At 58.3% G+C, this 17,464-nt stretch carries 15 protein-coding genes; 12 read left to right on the forward strand and 3 right to left on the reverse strand.

Annotated features, from left to right (window positions below; translation table 11 throughout):
- Positions 1-122 precede the first annotated feature (122 nt).
- The 3 genes from GXN74_RS01560 (at position 123) to GXN74_RS01570 (ending at position 3,748) form a co-directional block, all read left to right on the forward strand.
- Positions 123-1,112 carry a sugar ABC transporter substrate-binding protein gene (locus GXN74_RS01560; RefSeq protein WP_162369160.1) on the forward strand — a complete coding sequence of 330 codons (990 nt, stop codon included), beginning with the start codon at positions 123-125 and terminating at the stop codon, positions 1,110-1,112.
- Positions 1,113-1,204: 92 nt separating this feature from the next.
- Positions 1,205-2,731, forward strand: coding sequence for a sugar ABC transporter ATP-binding protein (locus GXN74_RS01565; protein WP_246208544.1), 1,527 nt, complete (start codon positions 1,205-1,207; stop codon positions 2,729-2,731).
- Positions 2,732-2,770: 39 nt separating this feature from the next.
- Entirely contained in the window at positions 2,771-3,748 is a 978-nt protein-coding gene (locus GXN74_RS01570; protein WP_212505674.1) for an ABC transporter permease, read from the forward strand.
- 6 nt (positions 3,749-3,754) lie between these two features.
- Here the strand turns inward: GXN74_RS01570 and GXN74_RS01575 are convergent, their stop codons facing one another.
- Positions 3,755-4,591 (reverse strand): AraC family transcriptional regulator, encoded by an 837-nt coding sequence (locus tag GXN74_RS01575; protein ID WP_162369161.1) that lies wholly within the window; start codon positions 4,589-4,591, stop codon positions 3,755-3,757.
- 221 nt (positions 4,592-4,812) lie between these two features.
- On the opposite strand from GXN74_RS01575, the gene GXN74_RS01580 reads away from it, so the two are divergent.
- The 8 genes from GXN74_RS01580 (at position 4,813) to GXN74_RS01615 (ending at position 14,173) form a co-directional block, all read left to right on the forward strand.
- Positions 4,813-5,985, forward strand: a complete 1,173-nt coding sequence (locus tag GXN74_RS01580) for a Gfo/Idh/MocA family protein (protein WP_162369162.1) — start codon at positions 4,813-4,815, stop codon at positions 5,983-5,985.
- Between the two features lie 30 nt (positions 5,986-6,015).
- A complete protein-coding gene (locus GXN74_RS01585) occupies positions 6,016-6,960 on the forward strand; it encodes a sugar phosphate isomerase/epimerase family protein (protein WP_246208545.1) in 945 nt (314 codons plus the stop codon).
- A 340-nt stretch (positions 6,961-7,300) separates the two neighbouring features.
- Positions 7,301-8,335, forward strand: a complete 1,035-nt coding sequence (locus GXN74_RS01590; protein WP_162369163.1) for a LacI family DNA-binding transcriptional regulator — start codon at positions 7,301-7,303, stop codon at positions 8,333-8,335.
- Between the two features lie 83 nt (positions 8,336-8,418).
- Positions 8,419-9,945, forward strand: a complete 1,527-nt coding sequence (locus GXN74_RS01595; RefSeq protein ID WP_246208546.1) for a sugar ABC transporter ATP-binding protein — start codon at positions 8,419-8,421, stop codon at positions 9,943-9,945.
- Between the two features lie 60 nt (positions 9,946-10,005).
- The gene (locus tag GXN74_RS01600; protein ID WP_162369164.1) at positions 10,006-10,986 is read left to right on the forward strand and encodes an ABC transporter permease; all 981 of its coding nucleotides are present in this window, start codon (positions 10,006-10,008) and stop codon (positions 10,984-10,986) included.
- Between the two features lie 58 nt (positions 10,987-11,044).
- A complete protein-coding gene (locus GXN74_RS01605) occupies positions 11,045-12,028 on the forward strand; it encodes a sugar ABC transporter substrate-binding protein (RefSeq protein WP_162369165.1) in 984 nt (327 codons plus the stop codon).
- A 161-nt stretch (positions 12,029-12,189) separates the two neighbouring features.
- Positions 12,190-13,200 carry a Gfo/Idh/MocA family protein gene (locus GXN74_RS01610; protein WP_162369166.1) on the forward strand — a complete coding sequence of 337 codons (1,011 nt, stop codon included), beginning with the start codon at positions 12,190-12,192 and terminating at the stop codon, positions 13,198-13,200.
- A gap of 31 nt (positions 13,201-13,231) precedes the next feature.
- Positions 13,232-14,173, forward strand: coding sequence for a sugar phosphate isomerase/epimerase family protein (locus GXN74_RS01615; RefSeq protein ID WP_162369167.1), 942 nt, complete (start codon positions 13,232-13,234; stop codon positions 14,171-14,173).
- Between the two features lie 65 nt (positions 14,174-14,238).
- Here GXN74_RS01615 and GXN74_RS01620 read toward each other — a convergent pair whose 3' ends face one another.
- Positions 14,239-14,928 (reverse strand): zinc ribbon domain-containing protein, encoded by a 690-nt coding sequence (locus GXN74_RS01620; protein WP_162369168.1) that lies wholly within the window; start codon positions 14,926-14,928, stop codon positions 14,239-14,241.
- Between the two features lie 16 nt (positions 14,929-14,944).
- Positions 14,945-16,318, reverse strand: coding sequence for an MATE family efflux transporter (locus GXN74_RS01625; protein WP_162369169.1), 1,374 nt, complete (start codon positions 16,316-16,318; stop codon positions 14,945-14,947).
- Positions 16,319-16,498: 180 nt separating this feature from the next.
- On the opposite strand from GXN74_RS01625, the gene GXN74_RS01630 reads away from it, so the two are divergent.
- A complete protein-coding gene (locus GXN74_RS01630) occupies positions 16,499-17,458 on the forward strand; it encodes a metal ABC transporter substrate-binding protein (protein ID WP_162369170.1) in 960 nt (319 codons plus the stop codon).
- Positions 17,459-17,464 lie beyond the last annotated feature (6 nt).

The following is a 17,464-nucleotide window of genomic DNA, read 5'->3' on the forward strand; positions in this document are numbered from 1 at the left end:
GGTGCCGTCGGTATTGCAGAGAAAGGCTGGGTCCTAAGAAACAAATTTGTGCAACTTTCCGGCAAGGCCAAATGCTGAACCGGAGTGTAAAAAAAACAAGATATATACAGGAGGATGTTGTTATGAAAAGATTCAAAAGAATCACCAGCTTGCTTGTCGTAGGCGCTTTGAGCGTGGCCATGTTCGCAGGATGCGGAAAGAGCGAGCCGACCACACCACCGGCAGGAGGCGAAACCGGATCCGGTACGGAAGCCCCTGCAACGGACACCGTCTACAAAGTGGGCTATGTGAACAGCAGTGACACGGACTTCTTCGACAAGCTGAAAAGGGACACCTTCGAAACGGTCGTCAAAGACGACAAGACACTGGAAGTCAGCTACTCCGAAGCCAACATGGACGTGCAGCGCCAGCTGGACCTGATGGACAACTACATCGCCCAGGGCGTCGACGCCATCATCCTGGTTCCCGCGGACTTCTCCGGCGTCACACCCGGTATTGAAAAAGCCAATGCCGCAGGCATTCCGGTCATCTGCATGGGCATCGAGGCGGAAGCCGGAGACTTCATCTTCGTAGGCTCCCAGAACTTCGACGCCGGCGTGATGCAGGGCGAATTCATGGCGGAAGCCCTTCCGGAGAACGCGAAGGTCCTCTACCTGCAAGGCACTCCCGGCCTGTACCACTCCGTGGAGCGTGAGGACGGATTCAAAGGCGTCCTGGCGGAGAAACGTCCCGACATCGAAGTCATCGCCACCCAGACCGGCATGTACGAACGTGCCAGGGGCATGCAGATCACCGAGGACTGGGTCCAGACATTCCCTGCATTCGATGCCATCGTAGCGGCCAACGACCAGATGGCGCTGGGTGCGATCGAAGCCTTGAAGGGCGCCAACCGGTTGGAAGGTGTGGCAGTGAGCGGAATCGACGGAACCCCCGAAGCCAAGACGGCCATCGGAAATGGGGAGATGGCGCAATCCGTGCTGCAATCCGCGGACGGACTGGCCCAATACACCTATGAGACCATCCAGACCCTGCAATCCGGAGGCACACCCGAAGCAAGGATCATCGTGCCTTTCGAGTCCATCACGGCGGAAAACCTGGCAGACTACCAATAAGCACGACGCACCGAGTTGACTTGAAAAAAATGGAAAATCCAACCATATCCGAGAATGTGGTTGGATTTTTTTTAAAAAAGAAAGGATAACCTATGGAAAGCAAAGAGACGAACTATATCCTGGAGATGCGGGACGTGGTGAAGGTGTTCCCCGGAGTGCGCGCCCTGGACGGGGTGAACCTTAAGCTGCGGCCGGGAACGGTCCATGTCATCTGCGGGGAGAACGGGGCGGGAAAATCCACCCTGATGAAGGTCATCAACGGGACCCACGACGCGGACGAAGGGGAGATGGTCTTCAAAGGGGAACTGATCGGGAAGCGGACCATCGAGGACACCATCCGGATGGGGATCGCCATGATCTACCAGGAGCTGAACCCGGTGCTGGAGATGACCATCGCGGAGAACATCTTCCTGGGCCGGGAGCCCAAGGCGGGGCTGTTCGTGGACTACAAGGCCATGTACAGCCAGACCCAGGAGCTGCTGGACCAGCTGAAGATCCCCTACAAGGCCAAGCAGAAGATGCGGGAGCTGAGCATCGCCGGCCACCAGCTGATTGAGATCGCCAAGGCCATCGCCAGGAACGCCTCGGTCATCATCATGGACGAGCCCTCCTCGGCCATCGCGGACACGGAGATCGACGTGCTCTTCAACCAGATTTTCGACTTGAAGGCCAAAGGGGTGGGGATCCTCTACATCACCCACAAGATGGAGGAGATCTTCCGGATCGCGGACGACATCACCATCATCCGGGACGGCCAGTGGGTGGATTCGGGACCGGCAGGGAACTACAATCCGGAGAAACTGGTCTCCCTCATGGTGGGCCGGGAAATCAAGAACGTCTTCCCCAAGGACCTGGACGTGGAGATTGGGGAAGTGGTCCTGGAGGTGAAGAACCTGACCCAGGAGAAGCAGCACGGGGGCCGGTTCAAGGACATCAGCTTCCAGCTGCGCCGGGGAGAGATCCTGGGCTTCTCGGGGCTGGTGGGCGCCGGACGGAGCGAGGTCATGCGGGCCATCTTCGGCCTGGACCCCTTCACCTCCGGGGAGGTGCTCCTGGAAGGGAAGAAGCTGGACATCAGGGACACCACGGACGCCATCAAGCATGGGATCGCCATGATCTCCGAGGACCGGAAGGGCTACGGCCTGGTGCTGGAGCGGAACGTCCATGAGAACATCTCCCTGGTGAACCTGAAGAAGTTCATAAGGAACGGCCTGATCGACGACAAGGCCATCGTGGAGGAAGCCAACCAGATGGTGGAGATGCTGCAGATCAAGGTGGCGAACCTGAACGTGGCGACCAGCACCCTGTCGGGGGGGAACCAGCAGAAGGTGGTCCTGGCCAAGTGGCTCATGGGGGACGTGAAGGTCATGATCCTGGACGAGCCCACCCGGGGCATCGACGTGGGGGCCAAGTCGGAGATCCACCGGCTGATGTGCAAGTTCGCAAAGGAAGGCATGGCGGTGATCATGATCTCCTCGGAGCTGCCGGAAATCCTGGGCATGAGCGATCGGATCGTGGTCATGCAGGAGGGCCAGATCACAGGCATCCTGGACCGGGGGGAAATGGCCACCCAGGAAAGCGTCATGAAGCTGGCCACCCACGGCACCAAATCCAAATGAGAAAAAACATCACTTTAAAATAGGGAAGGGAAAGAAAAAATGACGAAAGCAGAGAACAAGTCCAAGAAGAAAATGAATCTGGCGGAGCTGTACGGGAAGTACGGGACCTTCGCCATCCTGGTCATCATCTTCACACTCTCCTCCATCTTCACCAAGGGCTTCGCCACCCAGGCGAACCTGACCAACGTCCTGCGCCAGATCACGGTGGTGACCATCCTGGCCCTGGGGGCCACCTTCATCATCATCCTGGGGCACATCAACGTAGCCTACGGATCCATGATCGCCCTGATCGGGGTCATCTCCACGGCCATCATGGTGGCCACAGGCAGCGTGTTCGTTGCGGTGATGGGAGCCGTGGGCCTGGGCCTGGTCATCGGAGCCATCAACGGCTATGTCATCACCAAGTTCCACATCCCGGCCTTCATCATGACCCTGGCGGTCACCACGGTGGCCCGGGGAGCGGTGCTCCTCTTCACCAACGGGGTGCCCATCACGGGCATGGGCAAGTCCTACACCTTCATCGGCCAGGGCTACATCGGCTTCATGCCGGTCTCCGTTCTGATCCTGCTCATCCTCTTCGTCATCTCCTGGATCATGCTGAACAAGACCCGCTTCGGCAGGCACGTGTACGCGGTGGGCGGGAACGAGCAGGCGGCCATCGCCTCCGGGATCAAGTCCAAGAACGTGGTCCGGAAGGCCTTCCTCTTCGACGGCTTCACCGCCGCCATCGCGGGGGTGGTGCTCATGAGCCGGATGAACTCCGGACAGCCCGCCGCCGGTCTGGCCTATGAGTTCGACGCCATCACCGCCGTGGTCGTGGGCGGGACCAGCCTTGCGGGGGGAGCCGGAACCATCGTGGGAACCATCATCGGCGCTGTCATCGTAGGGATCATCAACAACGTGCAGAACCTGGCCAACGTCAACACCTACTGGCAGCAGATCGTCAAGGGCCTGATCATCCTGATCGCCGTCATCATCGACAAGATGACCAAGCGGGCGTCCAGCGCAAAAAAATAAAGCCCCTCAAATGGGGGCCTTGCGAAACTGGGTAGGGGACATGCCGGTCTTCTGCACGAAAAGGTTGATGAAGCTGCCGCTGTTGGCGTAGCCGATTTCTCCCGCAATCTCCGCTATGGATAGGGAAGTGCTCTTCAGCAGGACCTTTGCCCGGTCCAGACGGGTGCTGATCACATACTCCATGGGCGAATAGCCGGTCTGGGCCTTGAAGATGTGGGAAAAATAGTAGATGCTCAGGTTCGTCAGCCGGGCCAGGTCGTCCAAGGTGATCTTCTCCCCCACATTTTCCCGGATATATTGGATGGCCCGGTCCACCGGGGTGGGCTCCGCATGGGGCTCCAGCGGGCGCTCCACCAGGATGGCAAGCATCCGGTAGAGGAAGGAGGAGAACTCCAGGGGGGCGAAGCTGCCGCCGCCCTGGTAGGTCTCGATCATGTCGTTGAGCATCTTGCCCAGAGACAGCAGGTGCTCCCCCTGGAAAAGGATGCCGTTGGTGTTCATGATGTGGGCGCACAGGTCGTGGGAATTGACCCCGTCGAAATGCACATAAAGGAATTCAAGGCCGTCGGAAGCCTGGTAAAAATGGGGTTCCCGGCAGTCGATCAGAAAGACGTCCCCCTTCCGGGCGGTCATCTTCTTTCCCCGGTATTCGATGTAGAATTCACCCTTCCGGACGAATACCAGCAACAGATAGGGATAATATTCCCGCTTCATGAAATAATGCTGGTTGCAGAAGTAATGGCCGCACCAGACAGGATAATAATAGAGTTCCTTCGCCGTCTCGGAAGGGGTGAAGGAGAAGCATACGGAACGGGTCAAGACCCCGGGATCCACACTTTGCATGGGTACCTCCTTGGCATGGTCGGATTGGAAAGGAAGCCTGTTCCATTTCATTATACAATGCCATTTGCAACAAAGCAAGAAAAATGAACTCTTGGGCAAATGCGCCTATTTCCCGAAAGGGGAAAAGCCTTTATAATAAAGAACATAAGGTGATAAACAGCAACAACGCAAAGCGTGCCAACAAAAAAACAATATCAATAAATCAAGGGAGGAAAAACAAGATGTTGAATGGAGAAAGATTGATTGCAAAACCTTACCGCTGGGCAATGGTGGGAGGCGGACGTACGGGCAACGTGGGATACAAGCATAGGATCGGAGCCCTCAGGGACAACACGGCTTTCGAACTGGTGGCGGGTGCTTTCGACATCGACGCCGAGCGGGGCAAGGATTTCGGAACGAACCTGGGCGTGGACCCCAGCCGCTGCTATGCGGACTACAAGACCATGTTCGCGGAAGAAGCCAAGAGGGAAGACGGGATCCAGGTGGTCTCCATCGCAACCCCCAACGGCACCCACTACGAGATCACCAAAGCCGCTCTGGAAGCCGGCCTGCACGTGATCTGCGAGAAGCCCCTGTTCTTCGAGGAAGAGGAAGGCATTGAGATCAAGAAACTGGCCGAAGAGAAGGGCAAGATCATCGGCGTGACCTACGGCTTCTCCGGCCACCAGCTGCTCCTGCAGATGCGGCAGATGGTGGAGAACGGGGACCTGGGCGAGATCCGGATGCTGGACCTGCGCTACACCCACGGCTTCAACGCCACCGACACCGAATCCGCCAACGCCAGCCAGAAATGGCGCGTGGACCCCAAGGTGGCCGGCAAGGCCTTCGTATTGGGGGACATCTCCACCCACACCTACTACATGTCCCGTCTGATCTGCCCCGAGCTGAAGGTGAAAGAGCTGCTGTGCGACCGCCAGAGCTTCATCAAGAGCCGGGCTCCCATGGAGGACAACGCCTATGTGCTGATGCATTATGAGAACGGCGCCGTGGGCAGGATGTGGGCCTCCTCGGTGAACGCGGGATGCATGGACGGACACAGGATCCGGATCATCGGCTCCAAGGCCAGCGTGGAGTTCAGCGACCACCAGCCCAACGAGCTGCTCTACGAAATCCAGGGACAACCCCCGCAGAAGCTGATCCGCGGCATGTCCTACCTGTATGACGAGTGCAACGCCGACGAGCGTCTGGGCGCCCTGCATACGGAAGGGCTGGGAGAATCCTGGGCCAACATCTACCTGAAGTTCGCCGTCGCCATGGACGCCAAGGACCGTGGAGACGAAGAGACCCTGAAGAACCTGGTGTACCCCGGCATCGACGCGGGCATCGAGGGAATCCACTGGATCAACACCTGCGTGAAGTCCGCGGACGAAGGCGCTGTCTGGGTGAAGTTCTAAGCTTAACGTGACCAAAAACAGAAAGGAATTATGATGATGAAACTTGCACTTTGTACGGACGTATTGGCAAACCTCTCTTACACGGAGATGTTGGATAAAGTAAAATCCCTGGGAATCGACGCTGTGGAAATGACAGCGGGCGGCTGGGGCGCCCGGAAGCACTGCAACACACAGGAGCTGCTTGCGGATGCAGGCAAAAGGGCGGCCTTCCTGGAGGAGCTGGAAAAGCGCGGGATGCGCATTTCGGCCCTGAACACCTCCTGCAACCCCACGTGGCCGTCCGAAACAGGCAAGCAATATGCCGAAAGCATGTACGACTGCGCCACATTGGCGGGCATGCTGGGCGTCAAGAAGCTTGTGGCCATGGCCGGCCTGCCTGCCGGAGCGCCTGGGGACACGACACCGAACTGGATCACTTCCACGATCTCCTGGCCGGATTTCATGAAGCCTGCCTATGAATACCAGTGGGAAGTCACCATCAAGTTCTGGACCGACTATGTGGAACACTGCAAGAAATGCGGCATCGAGCAGATCGCGATCGAGGAATTCCCCGGCACGATGGTTTGGAGCGCTTCCACCCTGCTCAAGCTCCGCAACGCTGTGGATCCGATGATCGGCATCAACCTGGATCCCTCCCACATGATGGCGCTGGGTGCCGACCCGATTGCGGCTGCCCGCGCACTCAAAGGATGCATCCATCATGTCCATGGCAAGGATGCCCGGATTGAGCGTGGTCTTGCGGATGTGGACGGCATCCTGGAAACAAGGCCGGTGGAAGAAGCGGCGGACCGTGTATGGAACTATGTGGCCGTGGGATGCGGCAAGGACCTGCAATGGTGGAAAGAGTTCTTCTCCGTGCTCAGCATGCTGGGCTACAACGGAGACGTATCTCTTGAGATGGAAGACCTTACCATGAGTGTCGAGGCAGGATTGTTGACATCGATCGATGCCCTCGAGGCAACAATCAGCAAGTAAGACCAGCTAAACTTAAAATATACAAGGAAAAGGAGCTTGAAGGCAGTTTAGGACTGCATTGCAAGCTCCTTTTTGATATAATGGAAAAACCGGCAAGCGTTCTGTGGAATGGTCCGGAAGAACCGTCCCCTGGGCCCCGGTGGATTATAGGATATGTCGAAGAACAAGGGGCGCATTTGGAATCCGTTGTGAAAGTTAATAAAATAACACTTGATTTTCTGTAACCTGTCATCTATAATCACAATATAGCAGTAACGAGCACGTGCTCGTGAAGCTCGATGCAAGCAAAGGCTCCCAGGCAGGGAGACGGTGCGGTTGCGTCGGTAGGGGAGAAAACAACATGAAAGTGACCATAAAGGCGATAGCGGAAATGGCCGGCGTACACCGTTCCACAGTGGACAAAGTGCTCCACAAGCGGGTGGGGGTCAGCGACGATGTCCGGGAGAAGATCCAGAGCATCATCGACGAACTGGGATACGAACCCAATCCCATCGGCAAGGCTTTGAAGCGGCAGGAGGAGAAGTTGGTGATTGCCGCCGTCTTGCTGAAAGTGGATGCCTTGGAGCAGATCAAGGAAGGCATGGAAAAGGCAATCAGGACCTACAAAGGATTGAACATGGAAATCCGGTACCATGTGATCCAGTACCCGGATGTGGATGCCCAGGTGAAGGTCATCCAGGATTTGGTCCGGGAAGGGGTGGAAGGAATCCTCCTCCTTCCCATCCACGATGCAAGGGTCAAGGAAGCCATCGACGAGGCGGTGGGTGCCGGGGTGCCGGTCATCACAACAAACTCCGACATCGAAGGCAGCAAGCGGATGTGCTTTGTGGGACAGGACAGCGAAAAAGCCGGACGGGTAGCGGGGAGGCTCATGGGGGAATTCCTTGGAAGCAAGGGACAGGTCGCCGTCATCACGAGCGCCCTCCATTCGGAGACCAGCGTGGCGGTGGCGGGTCGGGAAAAAGGGTTCCAGGAGCTGCTCCGACAGACCTATCCGGACATCGACATCCGGGAGCGGGTGGAAAGCATGGAGGATCCAGATCTGGTCTACCAGGACACGGTGAAAATTTTGGACAGGAATCCGGAACTGAAAGGCATCTACATCACCTGCGGTGGTGTGTCCGGGTTGGGAAAGGCATTGAAGGACAAAGGGATGGCAGGCAGGATCAAGGTGGTCTGCTTTGAACGGTATCCCGAAATCCTGGCGCTGATGAAGGAAGGCGTAGTCAACTGCACCATCGACAGTGAACTGGAGGAGCAAGGGTACAGGACCTGCAGGATCCTGGCGGACCATCTTCTCTACGACCGGGAACCGGAGAAGGAGTTGCTTTTCACAAAAAGCAGCATCCTGGTCAAGGAAAGCATCGAAGAATAGAGAGAGTTCAATTTTTTTTAAACCAAAAAGAGCACGAGCTCGCAAAGGCGTGCCTGCACATAAAAGGAGGAAGGTAAGAGCCTATGGAAAGCAAAGAGACGAACTATATCCTGGAGATGCGGGACGTGGTGAAGGTGTTCCCCGGAGTGCGAGCCCTGGACGGGGTGAACCTCAAGCTGAGGCCGGGAACGGTCCATGTCATCTGCGGGGAGAACGGGGCGGGGAAATCCACCCTGATGAAGGTCATCAACGGGACCCACGACGCGGACGAAGGGGAAATGGTCTTCAAAGGGGAGCTGATCGGGAAGCGGACCATCGAGGACACCATCCGGATGGGGATCGCCATGATCTACCAGGAACTGAACCCGGTGCTGGAGATGACCATCGCGGAGAACATCTTCCTGGGCCGGGAGCCCAAGGCGGGGCTGTTCGTGGACTACAAGAGCATGTACACCCAGACCCAGGAGCTGCTGGACCAGCTGAAGATCCCCTACAAGGCCAAGCAGAAGATGCGGGAGCTGAGCATCGCCGGCCACCAGCTGATTGAGATCGCCAAAGCCATCGCCAGGAACGCCTCGGTCATCATCATGGACGAGCCCTCCTCGGCCATCGCGGACACGGAGATCGACGTGCTCTTCAACCAAATCTTCGATTTGAAGGCCAAAGGGGTGGGGATCCTCTACATCACCCACAAGATGGACGAAATCTTCCGGATCGCGGACGACATCACCATCATCCGGGACGGCCAATGGGTGGATTCCGGACCGGCAGTAAACTACAATCCGGAGAAGCTGGTCTCCCTGATGGTGGGCCGGGAGATCAAGAACGTCTTCCCCAAGGACCTGGACGTGGAGATCGGGGAAGTGGTCCTGGAGGTGAAGAACCTGACCCAGGAGAAGCAGCACGGGGGCCGGTTCAAGGACATCAGCTTCCAGCTGCGCCGGGGAGAGATCCTGGGCTTCTCGGGGCTGGTGGGCGCCGGAAGGAGCGAGGTCATGCGGGCCATCTTCGGCCTGGACCCCTTCACCTCCGGGGAAGTGCTCCTGGAAGGGAAGCGGCTGGACATCCGGGACACCACGGACGCCATCAAGCATGGGATCGCCATGATCTCCGAGGACCGGAAGGGCTACGGCCTGGTGCTGGAGCGGAACGTCCACGAGAACATCTCCCTGGTGAACCTGAAGAAGTTCATAAGGAATGGTCTGATCAGCGACAAGGCCATCGTGGAGGAAGCCAACACCATGGTGGAGATGCTGCAGATCAAAGTGGCGAACCTGAATGTGGCGACCAGCACCCTGTCGGGAGGGAACCAGCAGAAGGTGGTCCTGGCCAAGTGGCTGATGGGGGACGTGAAGGTCATGATCCTGGACGAGCCCACCCGGGGGATCGACGTGGGCGCCAAGTCGGAGATCCACCGGCTGATGTGCAAGTTCGCCAAGGAAGGCATGGCGGTGATCATGATCTCCTCGGAGCTGCCGGAAATCCTGGGCATGAGCGACCGGATCGTGGTCATGCAGGAAGGGCAGATCACAGGCATCCTGGAGCGCGGGGAAATGGCCACACAGGAAAGCGTCATGAAGCTGGCCACCCACGGAACGAAATCCAAATGAGAAATCAGGGATGAAGGAAATAGGAACAAACATCATTTAAAATAGGGAAGGGAAAGAACAATGACAAAATCAGAGAACAAGTCCGGAAAGAAGAAGTTGAATCTGGCGGAGCTGTACGGGAAGTACGGGACCTTCGCCATCCTGGTCATCATCTTCACACTCTCCTCCATCTTCACCAGGGGCTTCGCCACCCAGGCGAACCTGACCAACGTCCTGCGGCAGATCACGGTGGTGACCATCCTGGCCCTGGGGGCCACCTTCGTCATCATCCTGGGCCACATCAACGTAGCCTACGGATCCATGATCGCCCTGATTGGGGTCATCTCCACGGCCATCATGGTGGCCACGGGCAGCGTGTTCGTTGCGGTGATGGGAGCCGTGGGCCTGGGCCTGGTCATCGGAGGCATCAACGGCTATGTCATCACCAAGTTCCACATCCCGGCCTTCATCATGACCCTGGCGGTCACCACGGTGGCCCGGGGAGCGGTGCTGCTCTTCACCAACGGGGTGCCCATCACGGGCATGGGCAGCGCCTACACCTTCATCGGCCAGGGCTATATCGGCTTTATGCCGGTCTCGGTGCTGATCCTGATTGTCCTCTTCATCATCTCCTGGATCATGCTGAACAAGACCCGCTTCGGCCGGCACGTGTATGCGGTGGGCGGGAACGAGCAGGCGGCCATCGCCTCGGGGATCAAGTCCAAGAACGTGGTGCGGAAGGCCTTCCTTTTTGACGGATTCACCGCCGCCATCGCCGGTGTGGTGCTCATGAGCCGGATGAACTCCGGACAGCCCGCCGCCGGTCTGGCCTACGAATTCGACGCCATCACCGCCGTGGTCGTGGGCGGGACCAGCCTGGCGGGAGGATCGGGAACCGTCGTGGGGACCATCATCGGCGCCGTCATCGTAGGAATCATCAACAACGTGCAGAACCTGGCCAACGTCAACACCTACTGGCAGCAGATCGTCAAGGGCCTCATCATCCTGATCGCCGTCATCATCGACAAGATGACCAAGCGGGCCTCCAGCGCCAAAAAATAGGTTGCAACCCCGTTTTTACGGGGCAACAAATAAATAACACATTTCAAGGAGGATAATCATGAAAAAGACAAAGAAACTGGCATCCCTGGTACTGGCACTTGTGTTGGCCGCATCCCTGTTCGCAGGCTGCGGACAGAAGGAAGAGCCGGCCGCACCCGGCGGTGAAACAGGAGGCGGCACCGAAGCACCGGCGGAAGGCGGCAAGTTTGTGGTAGGCTATGCCAACCTGGCGGACTCCGACGTGTTCGTCATGGCCCGCAAGACAGCCATGATCGAGGCTGCCAAAGGCACCAACGTGGAGCTGCAGTTCTCAGACGCCAACAACGACATCCAGAAGCAGCTTGACCAGATCGACAACTTCATCGCCCTGGGCGTGGACATGCTGGTCGTCGTACCCGTGGACTTCGCAGGAATCACTCCGGCCATCATCAAAGCCAACGAGTCCGGAATTCCCGTCATCTGCATGGGCATCAAGGCGGACGGCGGAGACTACATCTATGTGGGATCCGAGAACTACGATGCCGGTTACATGCAGGGAGAAGTCATCGCAGCGCAGATCCCGGAGAACGGCAAGGTCCTTTACCTGGCAGGAACCGCCGGAATGTCCCATTCCACGGACCGACGCAACGGATTCCTTGAAGCCATGGCAGCAGAAGGCAGGGACGACGTACAGATTCTGGCGGACCTGGACGGAAACTACGACCGCGCAAAAGGCATGCAGATCACGGAAGACTGGATCCAGTCCTTCCCCGAGTTCGACGCCATCGTAGCAGCCAACGACCAGATGGCCCTGGGTGCCGTAGAGGCGTTGAAAGCCGCACAGAGGCTGGAAGGCGTACTGGTGACCGGTGTCGACGGAACGGACGACGCCAAGAATGCGGTTAAAGAAGGAACCATGGTGCAGACCGTGCTGCAGGACGCTCCCGGACAAGCCAAGGCAGCCATGGAAGCCATCCTGATGATTGAAAAAGGCGAAAGCCCGGAGAAGGAAATCATCGTTCCCTTCACATCCATCACCAAAGAGAACGTGGACCAGTTCTAATCCAAGGGACAAAAGACAGCATGGGAACGACACAAGATGTTTCGGGGCGTGACAAACGCCCCGAAACAATTCTAGAAATGCACGGGGGAAGGAAAGCCGGGAATGCATTTCTGCCCAACACACAACAAGGATGAAACAAGGATGAAAGGAAGGTATAGAACATGGACAAAGAACTCAGAATCGGCGTCGTCGGAACCGGAGCCATTGGAAGGACCCACCTCGAGAGGATCAACACCCAGTTGCAGGGAGGCCGTGTAGTGGCCGTATCGGATGTGAACAAGGAATTCGGCAAAAGCGTGGCGGAGAAGTACGGATGCAAATTCTTTGAAGACGGAGAAGAACTGATCAACTCCGATGAGGTGGATGCCATCATCGTGACCACCATCGACGCCTATCATGAGCAGTACGTCAGCGCCTCCATCAAGGCGGGAAAATATGTCTTCTGCGAAAAGCCCCTGGCGGCGGAAAAGGAAGGCACCAAGCGGATCGTGGATCTGGAGATGGCCGGAGGCAAGAAGCTGGTCACCGTCGGATTCATGCGCCGGTACGACCCCGGATACAAGCAATTGAAGAAGCTTGTGGAGGAGCGTACCTACGGGGAGCCCCTGATGCTGCATTGCGCCCACAGGAACTACGGGGTGGATGAAAGCTATGACAACTCCATGCCGGTTGAAAACTCCATGATCCACGAAATCGACGTGCTCCGCTGGCTCCTGGATGAAGATTACGCCACTGCGGAAGTCGTGTATCCCAAGAAAACCAAGTATGCCCATGAGAAGCTCCAGGATCCCCAAATCATGATTCTGACGACCAAATCCGGCGTGCGCATCGACGTGGAGGCTTTCATCAACAGCCACTACGGTTATGACATCAAATGCGAAGTCTGTTGCGAGGAGGGCATCGTGAACCTGCCCGAGCCGGCCAACGCCATGGTCCGCACAAAAGCGGCAAGGATCACCCCCATCTGCGAAGACTGGTCCCAACGGTTTGTGGAAGCCTACAATGTGGAGCTCCAGGAATGGATCAATGCGGTCAAGGCGGGCCGTGTGGACGGACCCAGCTCCTGGGACGGCTATGTGGGTGCCATCACGGCGTCTGCGGCATCCAAGGCAAGGGACAGCCAAACGATTGTGAAGATTGAAATGGAAGAGTGCCCCGATTTCTACAAATAGAACCAGAATCCAAAATCAGGAGGAATAAAAGATGATATTATCGATCTGCACAGACAGCTTGGGGAACCTGGCCTATGAGGACATGCTGGATGCGGTGAAAGGCATGGGTATCAACTACGTGGAGATGACCGTAGGTGGCTGGTCTCCTGCGCCCCATATCCGTGTGGACGAGCTTCTGGGAAGCGAAGGGAAGCTTGCGGCCTTCCAGAAGGCCTTGACCGATCGGGGTATGGGAATCGCGGCCCTGAACTGCTCCGGCAACCCCCTGGACCCCGGTACATTGGGTGAGGAACATAGGGTGGCCCTCGACAAAACCCTGGATTTGGCCAAAGCCCTGGGCGTGAAGAAAATCGTCGCCATGTCCGGCCTGCCGGCGGGAGCCCCCGGGGACAAGGTCCCCAACTGGATCACCAATACGATTAACTGGACCCCCCTGCTGCGAGAGGCGGTGCGCTACCAGTGGGAAGATGTGGCCATCCCCTACTGGAAGAAGGTGGTCGAAAAGGCCAAGGAATGCGGCGTGGAGAAGATCGCTCTGGAGAATTTCCCCAACATGCTGGTCGTCAACCCGGAAACCGTATTGAAGCTCAGGGAAGCGGTGGGTCCCATGATCGGAATGAATCTGGACCCCTCCCACCTGATGTATCTGGGGGCAGACCCGATTCAGTCGGCTCGTGCCTTGGGAGACGCCATTCACCATGTGCACGGAAAGGACACCCGGATCGAGCGGGGTGTTGCGGACAGGAACGGACTCCTTGAGAACAAGGGAATCGAAGACATCGCAAACCGCTCCTGGAACTACGTAGCCGTAGGCTGCGGCAAGGACCTCCAGTGGTGGAAGGAATTCTTCTCCGTGGTGAAGATGATGGGCTACAACGACTTCGTCTCCCTGGAGATGGAAGACATGACCATGAGCGTGGAAGCGGGCCTCAAGACTTCCGTGGACGCGCTGAAGCAGACCATCAGCCAGTAAGAAAAGAGAAATGCGCATTCAAAGAAAGGCCCCGCCGGTGATGGCGGGGCCTTTCTTCATCACATTCATTTCAGCAGCGGGCATTTGCAGCGGAAGCAGTATTCGTCCCGGATGTCGTTGAGGCTGGCGCAGGCGTTGCAGAAGATGATGGAGTCCCCGGACTTGTCGTACTTCTCGTAGGAGTTCAGCCCCTTGTGGTGCCGGACCCGGTCCCCCACCTGGTAGTAGTTGTAGACCGTGTCGTCGTCCTCCGTCCGGATCTCGTGCCGCTTGCCCCCGTCCTCCTTGAGGAGCACGGTGTACAGGACATAGGGCTCCATCCGGTAGCCGCTGCTCCCGTCACCGACCTTCTTCCGCTTGTGCTCCACCCGCTTGTCCACCACGATGCCGTCCCAAGTCCTGGTCCTTTTACGGCCTGCAATCTGCAGCAGGGCGATGGCCAGGAACATCCCCCCGATCCCCATGCCGATGAAGAGGGCCTGGGGATTGTCCATCTCGTCGCTCAGATGGCCATAGAGGAAGAAGCCGGTGACGGCAGCCACCGCCAGGAGGGAGGCGAAGAGCAGGGACCAGGTGCCGGAGGCCTTCAGGTAACGGGCGAAGGCAGGGTCGGAAATCCGGGGGGAGAAGCCCCTGCCGCCTCCCGTGGACTTCCGGGATGCGGCAGGGGCGGCAGGCTCCAGAGGCTGGCCGCAACGGTTGCAGAAATTGGCGTTTCCGTTGGGGATGTTGTTGCCGCAATGGGTACAGGTCATGGTAGGTCCTCCTTGATCAGATGCTGGGGTACGGCGCATGGAGATGGTGCTTCATCTCCCGGTGGAAGAAGACGGCGGAAATAAGGGCGGCGAGGAAGTCGGACAGGGGCGGGGCGTAGAAGACCCCGTAGAGCCCGAACAGGTTGGAAAGCAGCAGGATGGCGGGAATCAGAATGATCACCTGCCGGGACAGGGACAGGAAGGTGGCCGTCCGGGTCTTGCCCACCGCCTGGAAGTAGCTGGCGGCGATGATCTGGAATCCGATCACCGGCATGGCCAGGAAGAAGAACCGCAGGGCATCCTTCCCCAGCACCAGCAGCACCGGATCGTCGTTGAACATCCGGATCAGGAGTCCGGGCATGGACTGGATGATTACGAACCCGACCACGGAAAAAATGGTGGCGGCCGCGATGGCCAGCCGCAGGGTTTCCTTCACCCGGTCCAGCTTCCCTGCCCCATAGTTGAAGCCGATCAGGGGCTGGGCACCCTGGTTGATCCCCAGGATGGGCATGATCATCAGCATCTGCATGCTGGTCACGATCCCCATGGCGGCGATGGCCAGGTCGCCCCCGTAAAGGCTGAGCCGGGCGTTGATGAGGATGATGACGAAGGTGTTGGCGAACTGCATCAAAAAGGAAGGAAGGCCGATGCTCATGACCTTCAGGACCAGGGGAGGGGCCAGGGGCAGGTTCCTCCGGCGGAGCTTCAGCCGGCTTTCCCCGCCCAGGAAGTAATGCAGCACCCAGACGGTGGAAGCCATCTGGGAAAGGATGGTGGCCAGGGCCGCCCCCTGGATCCCCCAACGGAAGACGAAGATGAACAGGGGGTCCAGGACGATGTTGATCCCTGCCCCCAAAGCCATGGTCAGCATGGCGGTTTTGGGCCGTCCGTCCACCCGGATGAAGTTGTTCATGGCCATGGTCAGGGAACCGAAGACGGATCCGGCCAGGATGATCCGGAGGTAGTCCTTGGAATAGGGAAGGATTTCATCGCTGGCGCCGAACATCCGCAGCAACGGGTCCAGAAAAAGAAGGAACAGCACGGCGGCGGCTGCGGTGAGCAGGACGATGGCGGTGGCGGAATTTCCCAGGATATGCTCCGATTCCTTGGGGTTGCCTTCCCCCAGCCGGATGGAGGCCAGGGCCCCGCCGCCGATGCCGATCAGCATCCCCAGGGCCATCATGAAGGTCATGATGGGCATCCCCAGGGCGATGGCGCCGATGCCGATGGCGCCGATGTCGGGACTGTTCCCGATGAAGATCCGGTCCACCACGTTGTACAGGGCCATGATCACCATCCCCACGATGGCCGGAATGGAGAACTGCAGGAGCAGCTTGGAGACGGGTTCCACCCCCAAGGGGTTGGGGGGGCGTTTTGCATCTATGGACATTTTTTTCCTCCAATGATAATGGGTTGGTTTCAAGCGTCGTTCCAACAACCATCATAGTACCCGGAAGGGGTCCTGTCAAGCGTTGTCTGACAGGGGAACCCCCCGCTTGACAAAAGGCGGAAGAGGGGGGTACAATAGTTGCAGATGCGAATGATTTGCAAATCGGAAGGGAGAAAACACATGAGGGATGGAAGAAAGCAAAGGAAGGCATGGGCTGCGGCCCTCCTCCTTGGGACGGCCCTGCTGCTGGGCGCCTGCGGCAGGGATGGAATTGCAGAAACAAAAGGGGGCCAGGGGCTGCAGGTGGTCACCACCTTCTATCCCCTCCAGATCATGGCGATGAACATCGTCCAGGGGGTGGAAGGGGTTTCCGTGGTGAACATGACGCCCCAGACGGCCGGGTGCCTCCACGACTACGCCCCCACCACGGAGGACATGAAGAAGCTGGAGCAGGCGGACGTCCTGCTGGTCAACGGGGCGGGCCTGGAGTCCTTCATGGAGAAGGCCCTGGGGCAGGCCCCCGGGGTCCGGGTGCTGGTGGCCGCAAACGGGATCGACCTGATCATGGAAGACCCCCACCACGACCACGGGGAAGAAGAAGAGGACGGGGAGGACCACGAGGACCATCTGGAGCCCAACCCCCATGTCTGGGTCAGCGTCTCCCTGGCCATGCGCCAGGTGGAGAACATCCGGGACGGGCTGATGCTGCTGGATCCGGACAATGCACAGCGCTACGGGGAGAACGCGGCCGCCTACCTGGCCAAGCTGGAGGCGCTGAGGGAGACCATGCATGCGCGCTTGAAGGACCTGCCCAACCGGAAGATCGTCACCTTCCACGAAGCTTTCCCCTATTTCGCCCAGGAATTCGGCCTGGAGATCGTCGGGGTGATCCAGCGGGAAGCCGGCTCGGAGCCCAGCGCCCGGGAACTGGACGAGACCATCAAGGACGTGCGGGAACTGGGGGTGAAGGCGCTTTTTGCGGAGCCCCAGTACCCGGCAAAAGCGGCGGAGACCATTGCGGCGGAAACGGGGGCCAGCCTCTACTTCCTGGACCCCGCATCCACCGGGGAAGTGCATCCGGACGCGTACATCGACGCCATGACGGCGAACCTGGAAGTCCTGGAGGAGGCGCTGCGTTGAAGAAGG

The organism is Anaerotalea alkaliphila, assembly GCF_010179735.1.
Taxonomy (GTDB): domain Bacteria; phylum Bacillota; class Clostridia; order Lachnospirales; family Vallitaleaceae; genus Anaerotalea; species Anaerotalea alkaliphila.

Bases quoted from the DNA above. Each gene is read 5' to 3' on its own strand.
- GXN74_RS01625 (WP_162369169.1), bottom strand. From the start codon at position 16,318: ATGTCCATAGATGCAAAACGCCCCCCCAACCCCTTGGGGGTGGAACCC.
- GXN74_RS01585 (WP_246208545.1), top strand. From the start codon at position 6,016: ATGATGATGAAACTTGCACTTTGTACGGACGTATTGGCAAACCTCTCT.
- GXN74_RS01605 (WP_162369165.1), top strand. From the start codon at position 11,045: ATGAAAAAGACAAAGAAACTGGCATCCCTGGTACTGGCACTTGTGTTG.
- GXN74_RS01590 (WP_162369163.1), top strand. From the start codon at position 7,301: ATGAAAGTGACCATAAAGGCGATAGCGGAAATGGCCGGCGTACACCGT.
- GXN74_RS01565 (WP_246208544.1), top strand. From the start codon at position 1,205: ATGGAAAGCAAAGAGACGAACTATATCCTGGAGATGCGGGACGTGGTG.
- GXN74_RS01560 (WP_162369160.1), top strand. From the start codon at position 123: ATGAAAAGATTCAAAAGAATCACCAGCTTGCTTGTCGTAGGCGCTTTG.
- GXN74_RS01610 (WP_162369166.1), top strand. From the start codon at position 12,190: ATGGACAAAGAACTCAGAATCGGCGTCGTCGGAACCGGAGCCATTGGA.
- GXN74_RS01570 (WP_212505674.1), top strand. From the start codon at position 2,771: ATGACGAAAGCAGAGAACAAGTCCAAGAAGAAAATGAATCTGGCGGAG.
- GXN74_RS01595 (WP_246208546.1), top strand. From the start codon at position 8,419: ATGGAAAGCAAAGAGACGAACTATATCCTGGAGATGCGGGACGTGGTG.
- GXN74_RS01575 (WP_162369161.1), bottom strand. From the start codon at position 4,591: ATGCAAAGTGTGGATCCCGGGGTCTTGACCCGTTCCGTATGCTTCTCC.
- GXN74_RS01580 (WP_162369162.1), top strand. From the start codon at position 4,813: ATGTTGAATGGAGAAAGATTGATTGCAAAACCTTACCGCTGGGCAATG.
- GXN74_RS01615 (WP_162369167.1), top strand. From the start codon at position 13,232: ATGATATTATCGATCTGCACAGACAGCTTGGGGAACCTGGCCTATGAG.
- GXN74_RS01620 (WP_162369168.1), bottom strand. From the start codon at position 14,928: ATGACCTGTACCCATTGCGGCAACAACATCCCCAACGGAAACGCCAAT.
- GXN74_RS01600 (WP_162369164.1), top strand. From the start codon at position 10,006: ATGACAAAATCAGAGAACAAGTCCGGAAAGAAGAAGTTGAATCTGGCG.
- GXN74_RS01630 (WP_162369170.1), top strand. From the start codon at position 16,499: ATGAGGGATGGAAGAAAGCAAAGGAAGGCATGGGCTGCGGCCCTCCTC.